Genomic DNA, 23,506 nt, shown 5'->3' with positions numbered 1-23,506 from the left:
GGTCTTGCCCCTCGCTGCGGGCGAGCCGAAAGATGCTCACAAATTATAGCAAAGGAGGCGGCCGAAATAACTTTTCGGGCGATCGACTAGCTTTTTGTTTTAATATTTTTTAATATTTAGGGAGACAAATCGTGTACCGAAATTTTGAGGTCAGTTGGCTTTGATATTGTTAACCCTGCTAATTTTTTCTCTCATTGTAAGTACAGCCTACACTAAGAATTTGCGCCGATCTGTCAAAAATGCGCCTCGCACCGACAGCAGTAGGGATCAGCAGTTATTTCCATCGGCGGGGGACTTCCCCAAAGTTTCGGTAATCGTACCAGCATACAACGAAGCTGAGAATATTCGGGATTGCGCGATCGCCATTTTGGAGAGTACACCGCTGTCTGTGGACAACCTAGAGGTTTTGATTGTAGACGATCGATCGACAGACGACACCAAGGCGATCGGGCAAACCCTGCAACAGCATCTCAACGACCCCCGACTTAAAATATTAGCAGGTCAGCCGCGACCAACCAACCAATATTGGGCGGGCAAAAACTGGGCCTGCGCCCAAGCTGTTCAAATAGCAACCGGAGACTTCTTATTATTTATAGATGCCGACGTGCGACTCAAACCAGGGGCGATCGAAACCGCTATCGCCACAGCCCAAACCGAGAAAATAGACTTGTTAACCTGTATGCCAGCGCTGGTTTGTGAGTGTTTTGCCGAGTGGTTAGTGCAGCCGATAATGTTCAATCACCTAGCAGTTTGCTACGACTTTACCGCCGTCAACGATCCGACAACAGACAGTGCTTTTGCGGGCGGGCCGTTCATGTTATTTAGGCGATCGGCTTACGAAAAAATCGGCGGACACGAAGCAGTTGCCGGCGAAATTGTTGAAGATGTGGAATTAGCTAGACGCATCAAACGTGCAGGTTTAAAGCTCGCACTTTATTCGGGTTCAAATTTGGCATCCGTGCGGATGTATCGGTCTTGGAGCGCATTGTGGGAAGGCTGGACAAAGAATCTGTATCTCGGCGCTAAGCGCAGTTGGGGAATGATGATTTACATGGCCGCAATTATGTTATTTATTTATCCGATGCCGTGGTTGGCATTAGCTATTTTGCTGGCAAACGGGGACTTCGCAGAAATTCTGACAATCACCAATTACCAATTACCAATTACCTGGTTAACTATTTGTTTATCCCTAATCGTAATTTGGCAGCATTACAATTGGCGCCGTTTGGGTGCCGAAATTTCCGACTGTCCGACGAAATACTGGTGGTTGGGAGGTTTGGGAGGCACGTTAATTGCCGCAATTGCGATCGGTTCTGCGATTAAAACTGAAACAGGTTGGGGATGGACTTGGCGCGGGAGAGCTTTGCAAATTAACAATTAATCCCCGATTTTGTATTCACACAAATTAGTCGTAGGGTGCACAGTACGCACCTTGCCCATATCGAAGCGTGCCAAAAATGATAATTCTACACTCAACCTTCGGATGATAGCTGTTCGACAAAAGCTTGATGTTCCGCTGTATCCAAACTTGCTGCAAAACAGCTAAAACCTCAGCTAAATTTCCTGCTAACAAAGCTGATACAGACAACTGCAATCCCGGAAAAAATTCACTGCAAATTACACCATCAGCATTAGGTTATAATGCAATATATTCGCCTTCCCTCAACCTCAGCCAATCAAATCTTTGCTGGTAAGTTCTCCATACCAAATATTCTTGCACTCGATGACGGCGGTAAATTCTTAACTTGTCGTGCAAATCGTAGGAAGCGCTGCTTGCAGCAATTTCTACCACCAACTCCGGTGCCCCTTCCAGATAATCGTCATCGCTAACAGTAGATTGTCCGCCGACATCGATTCGCAGCAGCGCATCCGGTTGCGGTTCGCTATCTTCATCGAGACGCACTGTAGCAGCATCTGACAAGTCTACTCCCGGCGTTGCAGCGTAGTAAACCCCCAACCAACCCATAATCAAACTGTGAGGTTTGCCATGCTTTCTATGTCGCAGCGCTGATGCAATATAAACCACTCCTTCAATCAATTCTGCTTTTTTCCCGTGTGGCATCATCTCATAGCGACGCTCAAATTCATGCCGCGTCAATCTGTCACCACTTTCTAACGGAATTAGATCGATCGCACTTTTGCCATTTTCCCGTTTTTATGAATTGGCGATCGCAATTTTTAGATCTGATTTCATCACTTTCTCCTTGACAAAATTAGTCGTCTGGTGCGCTGTGTAACCCTACATTAGTCGTCCGTCTGGTGCTTATTTTTATTGAAACTCTTGTCGGCCGTTGCTCTGAGCAGCGCCCCAAAGATACAAGTATAAACTAAATGCACCAAACGGATAAATATTTCGCAGCAAACCTCATGCTTCTGCGTATACAAAAGCAGGTACGCGCTTGTAAGCAGGCGTACCCGATCGCTTTTCAATTTCCGGGTGAAAAATCACATTAACTTCAGGATAAAACATCAAAGCAGCCCCCTCACGAACCGCCCCGTAAATCACCTCGACATTTTCCATTTTCCCCACATTTCCCTGCACCGTAACCCGCTGATGTTCCTGCACACCCACACTTTCGGCATCCGCGCGGTTCATCAAAATGCAGTTGCGGTGAGGCATTCCCCGGTACTTGTCATCAATTTTGGAAACCACAGTATTGTGCTGAGAATAGCTGCGTCCCGTCATCAATGCCACAACTAAACCTCGCACTGATTCTGATGCTCCAAACTCTTGGGCTGCGGGTAGTTTCAGGACTGGCAAAGGTGTAACAAACATCTTTGCTTTGCCGGAATCAGTAGGAAATTTAGGTTCTGTAAAAATGCGACCTGCGATCGTAAATTCCTCTTTTGTTCTATCAATTGTCCCTAATTTTTCATAGCCCGGAATAGTTTGAGCAATCAATTGGCGCACGTATTTTGTGTCTTGGAGTAGGCGCCAATGAACCGGAAACTCGCCGTGAATTCTGCTAGCTAATTCCGTCAAGAATTCTACCTCTGAAATCAGATCGGCATTTTTGAGATGAGTTTCGCCCTCATCATTTAAACGCACAAAATTATTCCCAGATTCCACCGTTGTTTTGTGGGGATTTTCAAAGCGATTCAGCACAGGAATCACAATTGTATTGTGCTTTGCCAATCCGTGAAAATGCCCTAAATTCGGTTTGGTTGCGAGGTATATAACGGTTTCAACATTGCTTAAAGCGCGTTTTGCCTGAGTTGAATCTGGATTCGCCCCATACAAATTACCGCCCAGACAGATCAGCGTATCGACTTTGCCTGCATCTGCTGCTTCAATGAGCGATCGAGTGTCGTAGCCCTTAACAGGACTGAGGGGACGATTTAATAACTTTTCTAAAGCTTGTTGAATTTCTTTTTTCAGATTCACAGTGACGCCCATAGAGCCGAATCCTTGGACGTTTGAGTGTCCTCTGACGGGCATTAATCCAGCACCTTCTTTGCCAACATTTCCTGTCATTAAGGCAGTATTGGCAATGCTGAAAACATTATCTACACCGTTATCGTGTTGGGTAATTCCCATCGCCCAACCAAAGACAACTCGCTGTGAAGTGCCGATAATTTTGGCTGCCTCCTCAATTTCGGCTTGGGAAACTCCGCAGGTTTTAGTAATAGTTTCCCAATCGGTTTCGCTGGCGTGCTGGACTACTGATTCCCAGCCTTCTGTATAGGCTTGTAAGTATTTTTTGTCCAGCAATCCTTGTTCAATTATAGACTTTTGAATGCCGACAAATAGCGCCGTATCGCTGCCCGGAATTGGTTGCAAGTATAAGGAGGAAATATCGGAACCGGGGATGAGCGACTTGACGGGAAATGCGGGAGAACCAAACTTGACTAACCCGATTTCCATCACCGGATTGATTACAATTATTTTACCGCCTTTGTCGCGAATTTTAATTAACTCGTTCATCAAGCGGGGATGGTTGTAGGCAGAATTTGCGCCCGCGAGTACGACGCAATCTGCTTGCTTCAAGTTTTCTAAACTCACTACCGAGGTGCGTGTGGCAAACATTTCGCTTAAGCCAGTTGTCGAGGGAGCGTGGCAGAGATCCGAACAATCTGCTAAGTTATTGGAACCCATCGCCCGCATCATCAATTGCAGCAGAAAAGCCGCTTCGTTTGAAGAGCGACCGGAACTGTAAGATGCCACTCTTTCGGGGGTTTTACGAAAAGCAGCTTCGGCAATTTGATAAACTTCTTCCCAAGAAATGCGATCGTAATGAGATGAACCCGCCCGCAAAATCATCGGAAAACTCAGCCTTCCCAACCTATCGGCTTCCATTGAAGTTAATTGCTGAAGTTCTGCAATACTCTTCTTTTCAAAAAATTGAGTTGAGATAGCCGGCTTGATTTCAGCGGAAATTGCTTCAACGCTTTTCATGCACCGCTGCAGTTTTTCGCCCTCTTCATTTGTAAAACCTCCTTTCTGCCCGCCAGTGCCCCAAGAACATGACAAACAAGCACTTTTGTGCAGCAAAGTTTTCCAAAGTTTCGCGCCTTCCGGGGACAATGTATGTTCTGCCCAATATTCTATTACGGGCAAACCGCCACCTATCTCTGGTGTTTCCTCGTTTGTCTCGTTGAATGGCGGAACGGGTTGGATATTTTGGGAGTTGATTTCCATGCGGCTTACCTTTTGTTTGAATTGCGAATTGATGGGCAGTTAAGTTTATTAATCTAATTTACCGCAAATTTACAGCACAAAAAATGAGTCAATAGATAGATGTTTTAAGAAGACCCGGCGGTTCCAACCGCCATCTTATTTTACCAGAAAGAATTGGTTTAAAGCCTCTCCCTTGTAGGGAGAGGCTTTAAAATCAGACTATTCATTACTCCAATCCTCTTCCTTCTTTTGTCAAGTGCTGTCAACCCTTCTCTAAGCAACCTGTCAACTGTCAACCTGTTTGCTGTCAACCCTTCGACAAGCTCAGGGCAAGCTGTCAACTGTCAACTGTCAACTGTCAACTGTCAACTGAATGAAGGTTTACTTCTTCTTATTTAAAGCCTGCTTCCCAAACCCAAGACACAGCAGTCGATCGCCCTCAGCAACATTCGGGTCATTCTGCAAATAATCTCCCAACCACTCGCAACTGCGAGCAATGATATTATTCAGTTCCAAATTCTCCACAGGCCACAAAATTACACTTCTATCCCTGCTAGCAAAAGCCAGAATTTTGCTATCCGAACTAAAAGTAACGCTCAACACCCGATCGCTCGACTCCAAAGTCTTCGATAGCAGCGCCTTCTTGCCATCAAAATCCCACAGCTTAACAGTATTTCCCCCACTCGCCGCCGCAATCAACTTGCCGTCTGGACTAAAACTCACGCTTTCTACAGTATCGCTGTGGTCGAGTTTTTCAGTTAAATTTGCTACCTTGCCATCAAACCCCCACAAGTAAACTTTTTTGTCAGCGCAAGCAGCAGCAATAGTCTTGCCTTCGGGACTGAAACTAACATTTTTAACACTGTCTTGGTGGTCGAGAGTTTTCAGAATTTTCGCCGACGCACCGTTAAATTGCCAGAGGTAAACTCTCTTTTCTCCGGTAATTTCAAAAGCATTTTTCTTCCCGCTTGCCTTGTCCTCAGCAGCGGTAGCAGTAGCAATTGTTTTGCCGTCAGGACTGAAGCTAACGCTAATTACTGGATTGCTGTGATCGAGTTTTGCAAGCAAAGTTGCTTTAGAACCGTTCCAGCGCCAGAGATACAATTTGCGATCGGCATTGGCGGCGGCAATTATCTTTCCGTCTGGACTAAAACTCACGCTTCTAACAACGCCGCTGTGGCTCAGAGTATCTAACAGTTTCCCGTCTAAACTCCAAACTTTCACCGTTTTGTCATTGCTGGCAGAAACAACATTTTTATTGTCCGGCGAAATGCTCACCCAGGTAACAGAATCCTTGTGATCTGCTAAGGTTTTGAATAAACTGCCGTCAGGGCGCCAAAGTCTCACGGTTTTGTCGCCGCTAGCAGAAGCAATTGTTTTGCCGTCCGCACTAAAACTGACTTGGTAAACCCAGTCTCCGTGTCCCGATAAAATCTTATTCAACGGAGTGCTGTCAGGTTTCCAAAGTTTCACCATTTTGTCCTTACTTGCCGAAGCAATAGTGCCGTCCCCGCTGAAACTTACGGCCCTTACGTCGTCTTGATGTCCTCGAAAAGTGTTGAGCAAAGTGCCGCTGCGACTCCAAACTTTTACCGTATCGTCTGCACTGCCGGTGACAATTTTTTCGCCGTCGCGACTGAAACTTGCGCTGACAACTTCATCGTTGTGTCCTTTGAGAGTTCTGATTTCCTCACCGTTTCGGTTCCAAACTTTGGCTGTGGTGTCGGCACTTGCTGAGACGAGTTCTCGACTGTTTGGACTGAACTTAATGCTGTACACAATGTCAGAATGTTTGGTTAATGTTTTGGGATTAATTGTAAATTTCTGGGTTTTACTTTCTCGGTTCCAAAGTTTGACAGTTTTGTCAACACTTGCTGAGGCTATTGTTTGGCCGTCGGGGCTGAAACTGACGCCGAGCACCCAGTCTTTGTGTCCGGTTAAGGTTTGCAGCAATTTTTTGTTCGCAAGGTTCCAGATTTTGACGGTGTTGTCGTGACTGGCGGAAGCTAGGGTTTTGCCGTCGGGACTGAAACTGACGCTGGTGACGATATCGCGGTGGCCGGATAAAATGCCGTGAAGCGGAGCTATCCCGTAGGGAATCGCACTTTTGTCGTTATCTACTTGCCAAATTCTAATTGTACGATCGGCACAACCAGTAGCGATCGTTTTCCCATCCGGGCTAAAACTAACACTCGTCACGCTATCTGGGTGATTGAAAGTTTTTAATAACTTACCTTCTTTGCTCCACAATTTAACAGTTTTGTCAGCACTTGCCGAAGCAACTGAATTGCCATCGGGACTGACACTCACATCCAAAACAAACTTGCTATGCTGCTCGAAACGGTTGCGTTCTTGCACCCCGGAAACTGATTGTCTGAGTCTCTCAGCAATTTGATTTTTAGTATCCACAGGCAGCGCTGTACTTTTCAGAGAATCTCTGGCGATTTTGATACTATTTCCCAACACTCCTAATTGATTTTTTTCATTAGAAAGCACCAAAGCTTCCGACGCCGAATTTAGGGCATCAGTCCGACTTTTTTCTGCTTCTTGCCGTGCGCTTTCCGCTAATTTTGCTTGCTCGAATGCCATCCCCGAAACACCTGCGAGTACAAGCACTCCTAGAACCGCCGCCCGCAATTGCCATCTCCGAGTGTGGTAAAGTTGAGCTTCCGCTTGGTACTGTTTGTCTCTAGCTTCCGACAGCAAAGCATCTTGCTCTCTGTCTTTGCGAATTTGTTCAATTTCATCTCGGTTAATTTGGTTTTGCTTTCGCAGTTCCTCAACTTCTGCCTTTTTATCTAATTCTTGCTGCTGGCGAATGAAGCTAACTAAATAATCGTGAACGAGCTGATAAAGCTCTGCCGGTAGTTCCGTCCATCGAAAAACTAAACCAGAGTTTACTAACAGTTCTAAGACTAAATCTAACTTGTCAGATTCAGCAAATGTCGCTAAATTTGAAGCTAATTCGGCGCGGGTTTTTAGGGGACGTATCTCCTCTTCATCGGTTAGCAAATATAATACTCGGCGCGCCGCTACTTCATTTTCCGGGCCGCAATCTTTGATGACTTCTTCGAGAAACCTTTCGACTAACTTTTGTTGCGGATTGTTGCCAAGTTCCTGATATTGAGTTAAAGTTCTAATGTTCTCTTGTTGCAGTTGAGCGCCGACAAGTTGTAGTTCGATCGGGCGGACTTCTCCCAATTCTCCAGCTAAATCTTTGACTAATTCTTCGATCAGCTCTGGTTCTAAGTAAAACTGCGCTCGCTCAGTTAAAGTGCGAATTACCGATCGCGCATCGACTAGCGAAAAATTTCCCAAATAAAACAGAATGTTTTTGCTGAGAATGTCCTCCAAAATATCATTGTTAACGAATCCTGTCTGGTTTTTGGGTCGGGAAAATTCCAGCAAATAGTGCAGGTAATCTTCCCGCAAACACAGGACGACTTTTAAATACTTGATTTTCAAGCATTCCCGCAAAAAATCAAAAAATCTCTGTCTTTCCGCTGGCTCTTTCCAGACGAAAAAAAATTCTTCAAATTGGTCAAATATCAGAACAGTCACTAAATGTTCGGAATTTCTTTGCAGATCCTTGATAATGTTTTCGTATTCGATCGCCTGTTGTTGTATGATTAATTCTACTGGCTGTGACTGCTCCCTTTGATCCTCATTATTCCCAGTCGAGCCACCGTGAAATCCCGAAATAAGATTTCCCTTGACTCCACCTGCTTCTACGGTCAAATCTACCGGAGAAATTTCAGGTACTGCTTCGGCAATTTCCGGATCGAATATTTCAGCTTTTCCAGCAGATAACTGTCTGGTAAATTCCCGCGGCCAGTTGTTGTAAACTTGCAGCACTACGGGCAAAACAGTCCGCATTTCTATTTTTTTTTGTTTGAGAGCTGGTACTAATCCTCCCGTGACTATTGAACTTTTGCCAACTCCAGACTGACCGTAAATTACTGTCAGTTTGTCGGGGGTATTGTTCATCCTATATATCAAGCGGTTGAGGTCTTGCTCTCTACCGGAAGCTGTAATTTCGTCAGCAATAGTAGCAGCGTCGGCAAGAGTTTCGGCGACGGAATTAACCGCTTCTCTGTGCGGCTGCAACTTTCCGGCTCCAATAAAAGCTCGGAACCGATACGTGTGTTCCACCGCTCGATAATCTTGCTTAATTTGAAATGCTTCGAGATATTCTCCCCGCTGAAAATAGAGCGATCGCAGCATTTCTAAAACCCGCAAATACAGTTGCGGGTTGTAGCAAGGTTCGGTTTCCAAGCGAGCAAGCTCTAAATGGGCGATCGCCTCCTGCACCTCACCCAACTGACTCTGGGCCTCTGCTAAAATTAACAGATATAAGCCTAGATGCTGCGACTTTACAGGGGTTCCATGTCCCATCGCTTCTAAATTTGAGTTGAGAACGTCTAGAGCCACTAAAGCCCATTCTTTCGCCCCTTGCCAGTTCTTTTGCTCTAAGGCTACTCTAGCCAAAAAGCCGTAATCTTGAGCCAAATTAACTGCTGTATTTTCCATATTTTCATGTAACCTCCGAGCTTTGATCGCTAAATTCCAGAGTGCATCCCAATCTTCTAAATGCTGCAATACTTCGCCAAGTTGATTGATGAATATACCAACGGCATCCGGCCGTCCCGCCCGTTCTAAAACATCAATACATTCCTGAAAATAATTCTTAGCTTCCGTCCAGTAAGGACGGTTGCCGCTGCGGTGTTGTTCTGCTTGGAAGCGGTAGCAAAGACCGATGTGGAATAGCAGAATTCCCTCTAACACCGGTGCTGGGTGAACGGTAAATAACAAATCACTAAATTCTGTTTTTGCTCCAATAAATGCTACTTGATACTTCCAAAAACTCAGACTTTTTTGATACAATTCAATAGCCGCAGGGATGCGCTGACAAGCATATTCGTGCCTACCGCGAATAAATTGCAAACTCGCTTCAATAGCTGGTTCTAACCTGATGTTGCAAGTTTGCAAGTCTTGGCTAGCCGACTCTAGTTCACTCAAAGAATTGGCCCCGAGAATGGCAGAATTAGTTAAACGCCAATTGCCACTTTCTAAAATGTTGGAAAAAATGCGATCGGCACTTTTGCCCAGGAAATCCACCAAGTCGTCGGGGCCAATCACAAATTCAACGCTTGTCGTCCAAGTTTCGATATCTGTTACTAACCGAATCAGTTTTTTTAAGATTTTGTCTGTCACCCACAGCACCACCGGGAAGGGAAAATTATTCCGAAATTCTTCCCTCACGTAGTTGGTAGAAGTCAGCACTCGATCGATCGCACTTACCGATTCCAATCCAAACACCATTAAAGCTGGCGGATGGCTGCAGGAAAGTTTGGTTTCTATCGTCGTGTAAAGAGTTTTAACAGATGCGGGAAGGACAATTTCTCGAATCTCGATACCAGACTCCTCCCGCAATTGCCGTACAGTTTCCTCTCTCATAGCGCTGTAATTGCACCGCACCAAAATCAGCGAAAATTGCCCCTGAGACATCGAGAGAGTCCGGGTGAGAGTTTGCAGCGAACTTTTGTTTTGCTGTGCTGCGGTGTCTTGCTGGCAGTGCGAATTAATCATAATTAATATTTGAAAAATTTCTCAGGATAGGTGCTGTAAACTGTCGAAAAAAGGAAGTTCGGCAACGGATTATTTAACGGATGTAAAGGATGGAAGTTCGGCAACGGATTATTTAACGGATGTAAAGGATGTAACGGATGTAACGGATGGAAGGAATCGACGGATTATTTAACGGATGTAACGGATGGAAGCAATCGACTGCAGGGGAAGTGCAATTAAGAACTTCCTAACCGTTTTGGCGGTTGCTCTAAGTTTACTTTTACCCGTTTTTACGTTGGCAAATCACTGCGAAGAATCATCTGATTAATTTTATTTCTGCCCTTGTGGGCGATTTCCAATCACGGGGAACTATCAATTAGTTAAGTTTATTTCAGCCTGCCTACTTATTGTTTTAGCCGATCGCATTAAAGCATACCCAAAAAATACATACTCTGTTATTCGCATATTCCCAGCAAAATCAACCGGATTTTACTGAAATCTTGATGATTGCTCAAATTCTACCCAGCAAAAGAGTTTTTGTTTGCGGGGCTCCCAGCCATCGCCCAAATCGCGCAAATCCGATTCAGTTATTCGCAGATCCCAGAAATCCGGCATTCCCGGGTTGACTGACCCCTTGCATCACTGAGATAAACTACCGGCGGCGGCTCATCAATTACAGCTTGAAGATTTTTTGTCATAAATTTACTAATCTCGATATCTAAAGTAGCTGCAAAATCAGGTTCATCCCAATCCTCGCTTTCTTCAATGCTGATGGTTGTTGGTGGCCCAATATCAAAATCTAGCTCATCGCCAAAATCCGAAACTTTCTTAATTGGATCTATTTTCTGACCGGTATCAGCGGCAAAAGCTTGAGTTGTATTGGCTATTAGTAGGAGTGGCAGTGCTACTATGGCACGTATAGTTTGTCGCGCCGTGATTTTCCTCATGCTATCCTCCTAGTATAAACTAAACTTTGGTGCTGCTATAAATTCAACATCCGCCGCTACTTTAGAGCGCTGTGAGTCGATTTTAGATTTTAGCTTTACTCCACAGATGAATCTGAGAGCTGGAACTAGGGCATAAAATTGTGGGCTACTTACCTCTCCGGCAGTTCACAAGTATCCGTTTTTGAGCAGAGTCATTAATTAATAGTGGCTTGCTTTTCCATAGGATATAACCTGATCTGTGACTCTTCGCGGCAAGTTTGCTTAACGGAGCATATCCGGTCAAGTGTTTGCCTTTCTATTTACTACGTGAAAACTCTTAAACATTCAGGTTTTCCCGTTAAGTAATTCCCCAGCTTTTGCGAGTGTTCATCTCAGACTCAAAGCCGTGAGAAGTTCGTGAAGCGTAGCTATCCCGTAGGGAATCGCACACCAGTTTTCGCACACCAGTTTTCGCACTCCCGCGCTGCCACCAGCAAGCTGATGTGAAATACCACAGCTACCGGATATCTGTCAATACTTATATCTTAACATTTCTAATTTTTTGCATAATTCTCGTTACCAGAAAGAATTTGTTTAAAGCCCCAAGCCTTGTAGGGAGAAATTAAAACAAGACTATTCATTACTCCAATCCTCTTCCTTCCAGGTAGAGGTCGCTATCAACTATCAACTGTCAACTGTCAACTGTCAACTGAACAGGCTCTTCCTGGTAACGCAGATAAGCAAGGAAGAGCCTCCAGCCAACCCGAGAGGGCTCCTATTTCGTCAAGCCGTGTTCGAGAGCGAAGCGAACCAACTCAGTACGGCTGTTAGTACCCGTCTTGCTAAACAAACGGCTGACGTACTTTTCCACATTACGCACGCTAGTTTCCAAGCGGCGGGCAATTTCCTTATTCATCAAACCTTGAGCAACCAAATCCAAAACACTTTGTTCTCGCGGAGTCAAATCAATTTTAATCGGCGAAGGACTTTGGGCGATCGAACTCCGCCCACTCAGCAAAGACTCAATTCTCGCCATTTGGCTTGTCAAAGCAGCAATATCTGGACTTTCAGCATTTTCGCTCTTCTCCTTAGCGGCCGCGCGACGGGCCAGCAAATTGGTTACTATTGCTACTAATTCGTCGGGATCGAAGGGCTTAGAAAGATAAGCATCGCAGCCTGCTTGATAGCCTTGAATACGATCGCTCGTCATCCCCTTAGCCGTCAAAAACACCACCGGCAAAGCCTTATAGCGAGGATCTTCCCGCACTTGCTTCAGAAATTGATAACCGTCCACCTGGGGCATCATAATGTCTGAAATCACCAAATCGGGATTGTACTGCTGCAAGAGTTCCCACCCATCCCGAGCATTACTGGCAACCTCAACCGCAAAATCGCTATCTTCCAAATAAGCTTGTACCGCTTCCCGCAAGCCCGGTTCATCATCTACCAATAATAATCGTGCTAACATATCCGTTACCCTTACGTTTTATCACTATTATCTTTGAAATTAGCCGAATTCAACTATTTTTTTACTCCATCTATAGAAGCAATTCAAAAAATTGTGGTAAAACTCTTGAGTTTTGAGTTTTGTTTTGCTGCAACAGACAAGATTACCAAAATAGTTAGGAGTAGTTATAATATCATAGGATCGAAAACTTAATAACTTAAGCATCTCCTACAGTCCTCTCTCGTGTAAGTTGCGAGATAAAAGGAGGCAGAGCCTCCGGATCTGCATTACCAGGCAGAGCCTGGTAACGAGCAAAATCTGATTAAACCGACTTTTACAATCTTGTCTATTCTTGAACTATTCCGACTTAAACTTTTGAACGATCGGTCAAAATTTCATAGCCAGTTTCCGTCACCAACACAGTATGCTCAAACTGAGCAGACATAGCATTGTCAACCGTTACAGCAGTCCACTTGTCAGAAAGCGTCCGAGTGTACTTAGAACCGGCATTCAGAATTGGTTCGATCGCCAATGTCATGCCCGATCGCAATTTCACGTTTGGCATTTCGCGGGTGCGGAAATTGAAAACCGACGGTTCCTCGTGCAAATTTCGCCCGACACCGTGGCCCGTAAACTCCTCAACGATGCTAAAACCGTTGCTTTTGACATGATCTTCGATCGCACCAGCCAGATCGAGCAAATAGGCTCCAGCCTTCACTTGTTCGATGCCTTTGTAGAGAGCTTCTTCTGCGACTCGGATTAATTTTGCAGATTCGGGAGTCACTTCCACAACTGCGATCGTAATGCAAGAATCGCCGTGAAAACCTTGGTAATATGCCCCCGTATCTACTTTAAGAACATCTCCGGCCCGAATTACCTTTTTGGCGCTGGGGATGCCGTGAACAACTTCGTTATTAATGCTAGAGCAAATCGAGCCTGTGAAACCGTGATAGCCTTTAAAACTCGGAGTTGCACCCATAGAACGGATGCGTTTTTCCGCATAAGCATCCAAATCAGCAGTAGTCATTCCCGGTTTCACCATTTGGGAAATTTCTTTGAGTACCGTTGCAACGATTTTCGCTGCCTGCCGCATAATTTCGATTTCGCGTTCCGACTTAATTTCAATGCCTCGACGCTGTTTTTTGACTTGGGGTGCTTGAGTTGGGCCAGAAAGCAGACTGCTAAAAATATTCATGTATTGATTGGCGGGTAATTTTGTACTTTGACGGCAGGTTGAAGCAAAAAAACGGCAAATATCCAGTTTTTTGTGGAAAAACGAGTGTCTTGTTCCCAACTGTCGATCGCTTGTCCTTTTAGCTAGCTTAATATTTTTCTCAGTAATCGGCACGGGATTGGGGGGTCAATAAAGCGGTTTCAACCGCCGAGTCTGTCGGTTCAGGATTTCCGAGCATTCCTGTGAGGTTAGCAATTGCGGCAATTAACTTAGTGATGTCAACTGGTTTAGATAAGTGCATCTGGAAACCAGCTTCCAGCGCTTGCTTGCGCTCTTCCTCTCTCGCGTAGGCTGTCAGGGCGATCGCAGGCATCTTTCCACCCCTGAGCCTTTCCATTTCTCTCACCCGCGCCATCAACTCGTAGCCGTCTGCTTCCGGCATTCCAATGTCGCTCAGCAGCAGATCCGGCCAATAACTATCCAGTGTATCTAGAGCCCCGGCCACCGATGCCGCCGATCGCACCATAGCTCCTTGGTCTTCCAGTAAAGCAATCAAAAACTCCCGCGTGTCATCGTCATCATCCACCACCAGCAATTGCAAATTAGCCAGAGTTGGGAGGGTTCCGGCCTGGTCATTGAGCTGCGACCAATCATCGTCATCCGCGAGGGCGTTCCTCTGTGCAAGAGGTAGAGCCACCGTAAATTTCGCACCCTCGCCCGGATTATTTTCTGCATATACCTTACCGCCGTGCTGTTCCACCAAGTGACGGACGATCGCCAATCCCAGTCCCAAACCCCCGTAAGACCTAGTTGTGCTGCTATCAGCTTGGCGGAAGCGATCGAAAACATAAGGCAAAAAATCAGGAGCGATACCAATGCCGCTATCAATTATCTGAATTTGAGCCTCATCGCCAACTGACTCCAACCGCACCTCTACTTTACCCTCTTGCGGACTAAACTTAATCGCATTTGACAGCAAATTCCATACAATTTGCTGCAAGCGATCGAAATCGCCGATAACTTCACCTACATTTGGACTGCACGTTAATTCTATGACTATTGATTTTTCCTCAGTCAGCGGCTGCAAAGAATCTATTGCCAGCTTGATCGCAGATTCCAACCGAATCGGATGCATATTAAAATTTAGTTTCCCCCGGAGAATCCGCGAAACATCTAAAATATCTTCGATGAGTTGAGCTTGAGATTTAGCATTGCGCTCAATTGTTTCTAGGGCTTTTTCAATAGTGTTTTGGTCAAATGTTTTGCTACGAAGCAGCCTAGACCAGCCGAGAATTGCATTTAAAGGAGTGCGGAGTTCGTGAGAAAGAATCGCGAGAAATTCATCCTTCATCTGGTTAGCTCTCTCAGCTTCCTGCCGCGCCACTTGTTCGCGGATTAGTCGGCCGCGTTCTTCCTCTGCTTGCTTGCGGTCTGTGACATCTCTAACCGTACCCACGTGACCGATCAGTTTTCCCAAATCCGAAAACATTGGGGACGACTGTACGTTAATCCAACGCACAGTTTCGCTCCCAGCTAATCGAAACTCATTAGAATATTCGTGGCCTTCTTTAATCCAAGCTAACCAATGTGCTACTACGCGATCGCGATCTTCTTCATGAACTGACCGCTGCCAAATCTCTGCTAAACTTTCCTCCAAAGTTAACCCGCAAATCGCTTGACAACGGGGATTGATGTATGTACAGCGGCCTTCAACGTCAGCTAAGTAAATTCCCAGCGGCGAACAAGCACACAAAGTGCGAAACCGCTCTTCACTTTTACTTAGTTCACTATTAACAGCAGCTAACTGTGTTGCTTGCTGCTTCACCTCGACTGTTTTTTGGAACAATTCCACAAATACCTGCACCTTCGATGTCAATATTTCCGGTTCCAAGGGTTTGAAGAGGTAATCCACCGCACCCAGAGAATAACCTTTAAACACGTGGGTGTCATTACTGCTGAATGCTGTGATAAAAATAATCGGAGTCGATCGCGATCGATCTCTAGAGCGAATCAATGTTGCTGTCTCAAATCCATCCATTCCCGGCATCTGCACATCAAGCAAAATTACCGCAAAATCTTGATTAAGCAGACATCTCAGAGCCTCAGCGCCCGAATTAGCTTGTACTAGATGATAAGAGGGGCTGTTGAGGATAGCTTCTAGAGCTACCAAATTTTCTGGGCGATCGTCAACTAAAAGGACATTTACTCGATCGGGGCGCTGCAGATTCATAATTTTTTTAATCTTTAATTCTTAGCAAATTGACTAAACAGGGAGCGATTTTAGAGAGGGGTAAAATCCAGTCTACTTCAACATTTGCGATCGCGGAGGCCGGCATTGTCCGGCATTGAGCCGAAGCCGGTTCCTCCACAAATGTCAATCCTCCCTCAGCTTTAATTTTTGCCAGCCCTTCACTCCCATCAGAACTAGCTCCCGTTAAAATTATGCCGATAACTTTCTCCCCAAAGGCATCAGCAGCAGACTCAAACAGCACATCGATTGAGGGCCGCGCGTAGCACACAGGAGCCTCAGTTGATAGTGCAAATTTAGGAGTTCCGCGATTGGGGATTAGGGATTTTGAATTATGGATTGACTCCACTGCCACGCTCCCCCATTCTGTAAAGTCGTTTTCATACAGGCTCAACTCCTCGTCAGACGGCGATTCTATTAGCAAGTGATAGTCAGCAGGAGCCAAGTAAACCCGTCCAGGTACGATCTCCTCTTTGTCTTGGGCCTCTGTGATTTGGAGAGAGCTTTGCTGTTGTAAAACATCAGTAAGCCTATCCTGAGAACTCTTATGGCGGTGTTGGACAATAACTACAGGCAAAGGAAAGCTTTGTGGCAAATCTGCCAGCAGCACAGTCAGAGCCTCTAGCCCTCCCAAAGACGTGCCAACAACCACTATTTCAAAATTGTTTTTATTTAACTCGGCGGTAGAGTTTATCGCTACTTTCAATTGCTTCATAGTATTTTTCATAAGGTGTAAAAATCAGAGACTCCTGATGTCCCAGCCCTAAAACTCCAAACATTCCCATGCTCTCATAAAAAAGCTTGTGTACCCGCTCTTGGAGGTGTGAATTGAAATAAATCATCACATTCCGGCACAAGATCACATTAAATTCATTAAAAGAAGTATCCGTTGCTAAGTTGTGATGAGCAAAGACAATATTATCTTTAAGTGAAGAGCGAAAAATAGCATTTTCATAGGCAGCAGTGTAATACTCAGAAAACGCTTTCTTGCCACCCGCTTGGTGGTATAGTTGCGTATATTCTTGCATTTGTTTCAGCGGGAATATCCCCATTTTGGCTGTTTTTAAAACTAATTCATTCATGTCCGTAGCGTAAATCCGACAACGGTCATACAGTCCTTCTTCTTGCAGCAAGATTGCCATAGAATATACTTCTTCTCCCGTTGAACATCCAGCGTGCCAAATCCGAATAAAAGGATAAGTACGCAGCAGCGGCACCACTTTATTTCTGAAACTAATGTAAAAGCTGGGATCGCGAAACATCGCCGTTACATTGACAGAAATGTCTAGCAGTAAACGATCTAGGTAAGCAGGATTGTGAAGTACCTTTTCCTGAAGTGCAGAGACAGTGGTGAGCTGTTCCGAGCGAATAGTGTTCCAAATACGGCGCTTGAGAGAGGCAAGAGCATAATTACGAAAATCAAATCCGTAATAGCGAAACATTCCTTCTAGTAGGAGTTGAATTTCGATTGTTTCCAGTTCATGGCTTTCGGGCATTTCTAATTACTAATTGGTTATTGGGCATTTTTGACTGTTGACTGTTGACTGTTGACTGTTGACTGTTGACTGTTGACTGTTGACTGCTCACTGCTCACTAATGACAACTAACAACAGTCAACGGACAACTTACTTCTATTATCGATAAAGCCAGACACGCAGCAGCGATAGTAACTGTTCCGTATCCACAGGTTTGGTAATGTAGTCAGACGCACCAGCTTCGATACATTTTTCCCGATCGCCCTTCATAGCTTTCGCAGTAAGAGCAATCATTGGCAGCGCAGCGAATTGAGGCATATTACGAATTGCTTGCATTGTTTCATAACCGTCCATCTCTGGCATCATCACGTCCATCAACACAATATTTATGTCAGGTGTATTTTGCAATGTAGCAATGCCCTGTCTGCCGTTTTCAGCAAACACAATTTGCATTTGATGGCGCTCTAGCATACTCGTCAGGGCGAAAATATTCCGCATATCGTCGTCAACAATCAAGACTTTTTTGCCCGCGAGGGTCGAATCTGTTTGATACAATTGCTCTAGCATTTGGCGCTTGGGTTCCGGCAAATTTGCTTGGACTCGGTGCAAAAACAAAGCTGTTTCATCTAACAAACGTTCCGGCGATCGCACATCTTTAACAATGATTGTTTCCGCCATCCGCTTCAGTTGAGTTTCTTCGGCTCTCGTCAACTCTTTGCCCGTATAAACAATAATCGGCAGACTTTTTAAAGCTGCATCTTGCTTGATCTGCTCGATCAGTTCAAAACCCGTCATATCTGGCAGTCCCAAATCGAGGACAATGCAGTCAAAATGCCCCAATTTCAAAGTTGCTAGCGCCTCTGCACCACTCCCCACAGCCGTTGTAGAAACATCGTGATTGCCGATTAAATCCACAATGCTCAGACGCTGCGTTTCGTCGTCTTCCACCACTAGCAGATTCTTGACTCGCCGATCGACAAAACCCTTAATATCAGTCAAAGCTTTGCTCAAAGCTTCGCTGCTAACAGGTTTTTGCAAATAGGCGATCGCCCCTAACTGCAAACTGCGCTGCCGCCCTTCTTCAACTGATACAATGTGAACCGGAATGTGGCGCGTATTCGTATCATGCTTCAAGCGATCCAGCACTGTCCAGCCATCCATCACAGGCAAATTTAGATCCAGCATAATCGCAGTTGGCTTGAACTCTCGCGCCATCGCCAAACCGATATCGCTCCGTAAAGCCACTAAACCTTTAAAACCCTGATCCCGCGCCATATCCAAAAGAATGCGAGCGAAGTTCACGTCATCTTCAATAATCAACAGTACGCGATCGCCGGACTCGACACTTTCCCGGTCATCCGCGATAATAGGTGATGGATAAGGGGCGATCGGCAAGTTGAAATTCGGCGAAGGAACTGCAGAAGAAATAGCAGCCGGCAATTGAGCCATTTGCTTGCCCATTCCCGATTCCTGATCATTCATTATTCGCGATTCTTGGTAAGTTTGCGGCAGATAAAGCGTGAACCTACTACCCTCACCAGGGCGACTTGTCAATTTAATTTCTCCGCCTAACAAATTAGCGATTTCTCTACTAATTGACAAACCCAAACCCGTGCCCCCGTATTTGCGGCTAGTGCTACCATCAGCTTGTTGGAAAGCCTCAAAAATAACCCTGTGTTTTTCAGCAGAAATCCCAATCCCCGTATCGCTAACGGCGAAAGCCAAAACAGTAGGGGAACTCGTTAAACTTTCTATCTCTAAACTCCACCCTTCCCGCGCTACTTCGACACACAATTTCACCTCACCTCGCTCTGTAAACTTAAACGCATTCGAGAGGAGATTCTTCAAAACTTGTTGCAGCCGTTTAGCATCAGTATAGAGACCTTTTGGCAACCCACCCTCAAGCTCGATTTGAAAACTCAACTTCTTATCCAGGGCGATTTGGCGGAAAGTTCGATCCAAATGATCTCGCAATTCCGCAAACAACACTTGCTCAATTTCCACTGACATCGTGCCTGATTCAATCTTAGCGAGATCCAAGATGTCATTAATCAGCCCTAACAAATCGGTTCCAGCCGAGTAAATAGTGCGCGTGTATTCAACTTGCTTCAGAGTCAAATTGCCTTCAGTATTGTCAGAAAGCAATCGAGCGAGAATCAACAGCGAATTCAGCGGAGTTCGCAACTCGTGAGACATATTTGCCAGAAACTCCGACTTATACTTAGAAGTTAGAGCCAACTGTTCGGCTCTTTCTTCCAGCAACCCCCTCGCCTGTTCGATATCTCGGTTTTTCCGCTCAACTTCCTTATTTTGCAGCGCTAGCAATTCAGCTTGTTCTTCTAGTTCTTCATTCGTTTGTTGCAACTCTTCCTGCTGATTCTTCAACAGTTCCTCAGATGCGCGGAGCGACTGCGCTTGTTGTTCGAGACGCTTGTTAGTTTCCGTTAGTTCCTTTTGCTGAGTTTGCAACTCTTCTGCCAAAGACTGTGACTGTTTCAGCAACTCTTCCGTCCGCATACTCGCCGCAATTGTATTTAAAACAATGGCGATACTTTCTGTAAGTTGGTCGAGAAATGTCAAGTGTATTTCGCTGAAGCGGCGGAACGAAGCTAACTCAATTACTGCCGTCACTTGTCCCTCAAATAGTACGGGTAAAACAACGACATTCAACGGCGTAGATTCTCCCAGTCCCGATCCAATTTTAACGTAGTTTTCCGGCACCTCAGTCAACAGTATTCGTTCCTTTTCCAGGGCGCACTGTCCTACCAAACCTTCGCCTAAATGGAATCTATTTCCTAACTGTTTGCGTTCGCGGTATGCGTAGGTACTTAACAGTTTGAGAAACGGATCATGCTCCACAGATTCCATCATAAAGAATACGCCATGCTGAGCAGAAACCAGCGGCGTCAATTCTGAGAGAATTAGTTTAGAAACTGTTTCTAAATCCCGCTGACCTTGTAGCATTCGAGTGAACTTAGCGAGGTTTGTTTTCAGCCAATCTTGCTCAGTATTCTTCTGCGTCGTCTCCCGGAGATTGGCGATCATCTGGTTAATGTTGTCCTTAACAATGGCAACTTCTCCCTCAGTGGCTACGGAAATTGACCTCGTTAAATCCCCTCTCGTAACAGCAATTGCCACTTCGGCGATCGCCCGCAGTTGAGTAGTCAAATTCGCCGCCAACTCATTCACATTATCCGTCAAATCTCGCCAGGTCCCCGCCGCGCCCGGAACCTTCGCCTGGCCGCCCAATTTCCCTTCAATTCCCACCTCCCGCGCCACAGTAGTAACTTGATCCGCAAACGTCGCCAGCGTATCAATCATCTCGTTAATCGTATCTGCCAGAGTCGCAATTTCTCCCTTAGCTTCCAGCATTAATTTGCGCTTCAAATCGCCATTCGCCACCGCCGTCACAACCTTAGCAATACCCCGCACCTGCGCTGTCAAATTCCCCGCCATCGAGTTTACATTGTCGGTTAAATCTTTCCAAGTTCCCGCAACTCCTTTCACCTCAGCTTGACCGCCCAATTTACCCTCAGTTCCCACCTCCCGCGCCACCCGCGTCACCTCAGAAGCGAAGGAATTAAGCTGATCCACCATCACGTTAATAGTGTCTTTCAGTTCAAGAATTTCGCCTTTGACATCGACGGTAATTTTCTTAGACAAATCCCCATTTGCCACCGCTTTCGTCACTTCCGCAATATTCCGCACCTGCGCCGTCAAATTCCCCGCCATCAAGTTAACATTATCGGTTAAATCTTTCCAAGTTCCCCCTACACCCCGCACATAAGCTTGCACACCTAATTTACCTTCCGTTCCCACTTCCCTAGCAACTCTGGTTACTTCAGATGCGAAGGAACTCAACTGATCCACCATGATGTTAATCGTGTTTTTCAGTTCGAGAATTTCACCTTTAACATCTACGGTAATTTTCTTCGACAAATCGCCATTTGCCACCGCCGTTGTCACTTCCGCAATGTTCCGCACTTGGGCTGTTAAATTACCCGCCATCGAGTTAACTGAATCCGTTAAATCTTTCCAGGTTCCTGCAACTCCTTTAACTTCAGCTTGCACGCCTAATTTCCCTTCCGTTCCCACTTCCCTAGCCACCCTAGTTACTTCCGAAGCGAAGGAATTTAACTGATCCACCATCGTGTTGACGGTGTTTTTTAACTCCAGAATTTCACCTTTAACATCTACTGTAATTTTCTTCGACAAGTCGCCATTTGCCACCGCAGTAGTAACAGCCGCAATATTCCGTACTTGCTCTGTCAAACTACCCGCCATAAAATTAACTGAATCAGTTAAATCCTTCCAAGTTCCTGCTACGCCTCGAACATCCGCTTGACCGCCGAGTTTACCTTCGGAACCCACTTCTCTCGCCACCCGCGTGACTTCCGAAGCGAAGGAATTAAGCTGGTCCACCATCACGTTAATGGTGTTTTTCAGTTCTAAAATTTCGCCTTTAACCTGTACCGTAATTTTCTTAGATAAGTCACCGTTAGCAACAGCCGTCGTCACCTCAGCAATGTTGCGGACTTGTGCTGTTAAATTTCCTGCCATTGAGTTAACTGAATCAGTTAAATCTTTCCAGGTTCCTGCAACTTCCTGCACTTCTGCTTGTACGCCTAATTTCCCTTCTGTCCCCACTTCCCTAGCAACCCTGGTTACTTCAGATGCGAAGGAATTTAACTGATCAACCATCGTGTTGACAGTGTTTTTTAACTCCAGAATTTCACCTTTAACATCTACTGTAATTTTCTTAGATAAATCGCCCTTTGCCACAGCGGTAGTCACTTCAGCGATGTTCCGCACCTGTGCTGTCAAACTGCCTGCCATGAAGTTAACGCTATCAGTTAAATCCTTCCAAGTTCCGGCAACTCCTTTAACTTCTGCTTGACCGCCGAGTTTGCCTTCGGAACCTACTTCTCTCGCCACCCGCGTTACTTCAGATGCGAAGGAATTTAACTGATCCACCATGATGTTAATCGTGTTTTTTAACTCCAGAATTTCACCTTTAACATCTACTGTAATTTTTTTAGATAAGTCACCATTTGCCACAGCGGTTGTCACTTCCGCAATGTTCCGTACTTGTGCGGTAAGATTGCCGGCCATCGAGTTAACTGAATCCGTTAAATCTTTCCAGGTTCCTGCAACTCCTTTAACTTCTGCTTGCACCCCTAATTTGCCTTCCGTTCCTACTTCTCTCGCCACCCGCGTTACTTCAGATGCGAAGGAACTCAACTGATCCACCATGATGTTAATCGTATTTTTCAGTTCGAGAATTTCGCCTTTAACATCTACTGTAATTTTTTTGGATAAATCGCCATTTGCCACAGCGGTTGTCACGTCAGCAATGTTGCGGACTTGGGCTGTTAAATTCCCCGCCATCGAGTTAACTGAATCCGTTAAATCTTTCCAGGTTCCTGCAACTCCTCTGACTTCAGCTTGCACGCCTAATTTGCCTTCGGTTCCTACTTCCCTAGCAACCCGCGTTACTTCTGATGCGAAGGAACTCAATTGGTCTACCATTGTGTTGACAATTTGGGCTGTTTGGAGGAATTCTCCTTTGAGGGGTCTGTCTTCTATCTCTAAGGCGATGGTTTGCGATAAATCTCCTTTTGCTACGGCCCGAATTACTCTGGCGGTTTCAGAGGTTGGTTGCACTAAATCTGTAATTAGGGTATTGACAGAATTTACGCTAGCTGCCCATGACCCCTCGGCGCTGCCGATGGTGGCACGCTGGGCGATTTTGCCTTCTTTACCGACAACTGTGCCGATGCGATCGAGTTCGGCCGCCATTCTCTGATTGAGCTCGATTATGTCGTTAAGTTCGTCTGCAATTTTCCCGGCTAGACCGGTCTGGTCTATGGGCATCCGAACTGAAAAGTCCCCTTTTTTGACAGCTACTAAGGTTCTGAGTAGCTGTTTGGCATAACCATTATTGGAATTGGGGCTTGTTATCTGTGCAGTTGACATGAGTGTTACCTTTGGGGAGTTGGAATGGGAGGGGGAATAGTTTTAAGTTTTGATATTTATTAATATTATGGGGC

At 45.5% G+C, this 23,506-nt stretch carries 10 protein-coding genes and 1 pseudogene; 1 reads left to right on the top strand and 10 read right to left on the bottom strand.

Annotated features, from left to right (window positions below):
* The first annotated feature begins 160 nt into the window (after positions 1-160).
* A complete protein-coding gene (locus QUA44_RS09520; RefSeq protein ID WP_333249955.1) occupies positions 161-1,381 on the top strand; it encodes a glycosyltransferase family 2 protein in 1,221 nt (406 codons plus the stop codon).
* 91 nt (positions 1,382-1,472) lie between these two features.
* Here QUA44_RS09520 and QUA44_RS09515 read toward each other — a convergent pair.
* From QUA44_RS09515 to QUA44_RS09470, 10 genes and pseudogenes are all read right to left on the bottom strand, one after another.
* Positions 1,473-2,131 (bottom strand): annotated as a pseudogene (locus QUA44_RS09515) (Uma2 family endonuclease).
* A 234-nt stretch (positions 2,132-2,365) separates the two neighbouring features.
* On the bottom strand, positions 2,366-4,639 hold the full coding sequence (locus tag QUA44_RS09510; RefSeq protein ID WP_333249957.1) for an FdhF/YdeP family oxidoreductase: 2,274 nt from the start codon (positions 4,637-4,639) through the stop codon (positions 2,366-2,368).
* A gap of 360 nt (positions 4,640-4,999) precedes the next feature.
* Positions 5,000-10,207: an nSTAND1 domain-containing NTPase gene (locus tag QUA44_RS09505; protein ID WP_333249959.1), complete on the bottom strand. Its 5,208-nt coding sequence runs from the start codon at positions 10,205-10,207 to the stop codon at positions 5,000-5,002.
* A gap of 566 nt (positions 10,208-10,773) precedes the next feature.
* Positions 10,774-11,133, bottom strand: coding sequence for a hypothetical protein (locus QUA44_RS09500; protein WP_333249961.1), 360 nt, complete (start codon positions 11,131-11,133; stop codon positions 10,774-10,776).
* Between the two features lie 754 nt (positions 11,134-11,887).
* Entirely contained in the window at positions 11,888-12,580 is a 693-nt protein-coding gene (locus tag QUA44_RS09495; protein WP_333249963.1) for a response regulator transcription factor, read from the bottom strand.
* A 346-nt stretch (positions 12,581-12,926) separates the two neighbouring features.
* Complete coding sequence (gene map / locus QUA44_RS09490) at positions 12,927-13,754, bottom strand: type I methionyl aminopeptidase (protein ID WP_333250077.1); 828 nt, start codon at positions 13,752-13,754, stop codon at positions 12,927-12,929.
* A 139-nt stretch (positions 13,755-13,893) separates the two neighbouring features.
* Complete coding sequence (locus QUA44_RS09485; RefSeq protein ID WP_333249965.1) at positions 13,894-15,963, bottom strand: response regulator; 2,070 nt, start codon at positions 15,961-15,963, stop codon at positions 13,894-13,896.
* 7 nt (positions 15,964-15,970) lie between these two features.
* Positions 15,971-16,696, bottom strand: coding sequence for a chemotaxis protein CheB (locus QUA44_RS09480; RefSeq protein ID WP_333249967.1), 726 nt, complete (start codon positions 16,694-16,696; stop codon positions 15,971-15,973).
* Complete coding sequence (locus QUA44_RS09475; protein WP_333249969.1) at positions 16,650-17,477, bottom strand: protein-glutamate O-methyltransferase CheR; 828 nt, start codon at positions 17,475-17,477, stop codon at positions 16,650-16,652. Before QUA44_RS09475 ends, QUA44_RS09480 begins: the two co-directional genes overlap by 47 nt.
* A 138-nt stretch (positions 17,478-17,615) precedes the next feature.
* Positions 17,616-23,432, bottom strand: coding sequence for a HAMP domain-containing protein (locus tag QUA44_RS09470; RefSeq protein WP_333249971.1), 5,817 nt, complete (start codon positions 23,430-23,432; stop codon positions 17,616-17,618).
* Positions 23,433-23,506: the final 74 nt, after the last annotated feature.

The sequence above is a fragment of the Microcoleus sp. N9_A2 genome (assembly GCF_036701775.1).
GTDB lineage: Bacteria > Cyanobacteriota > Cyanobacteriia > Cyanobacteriales > Microcoleaceae > Microcoleus.
Note: the sequence above shows the minus strand (reverse complement) of the source record. Positions and strands in the feature narration are given on the sequence as shown.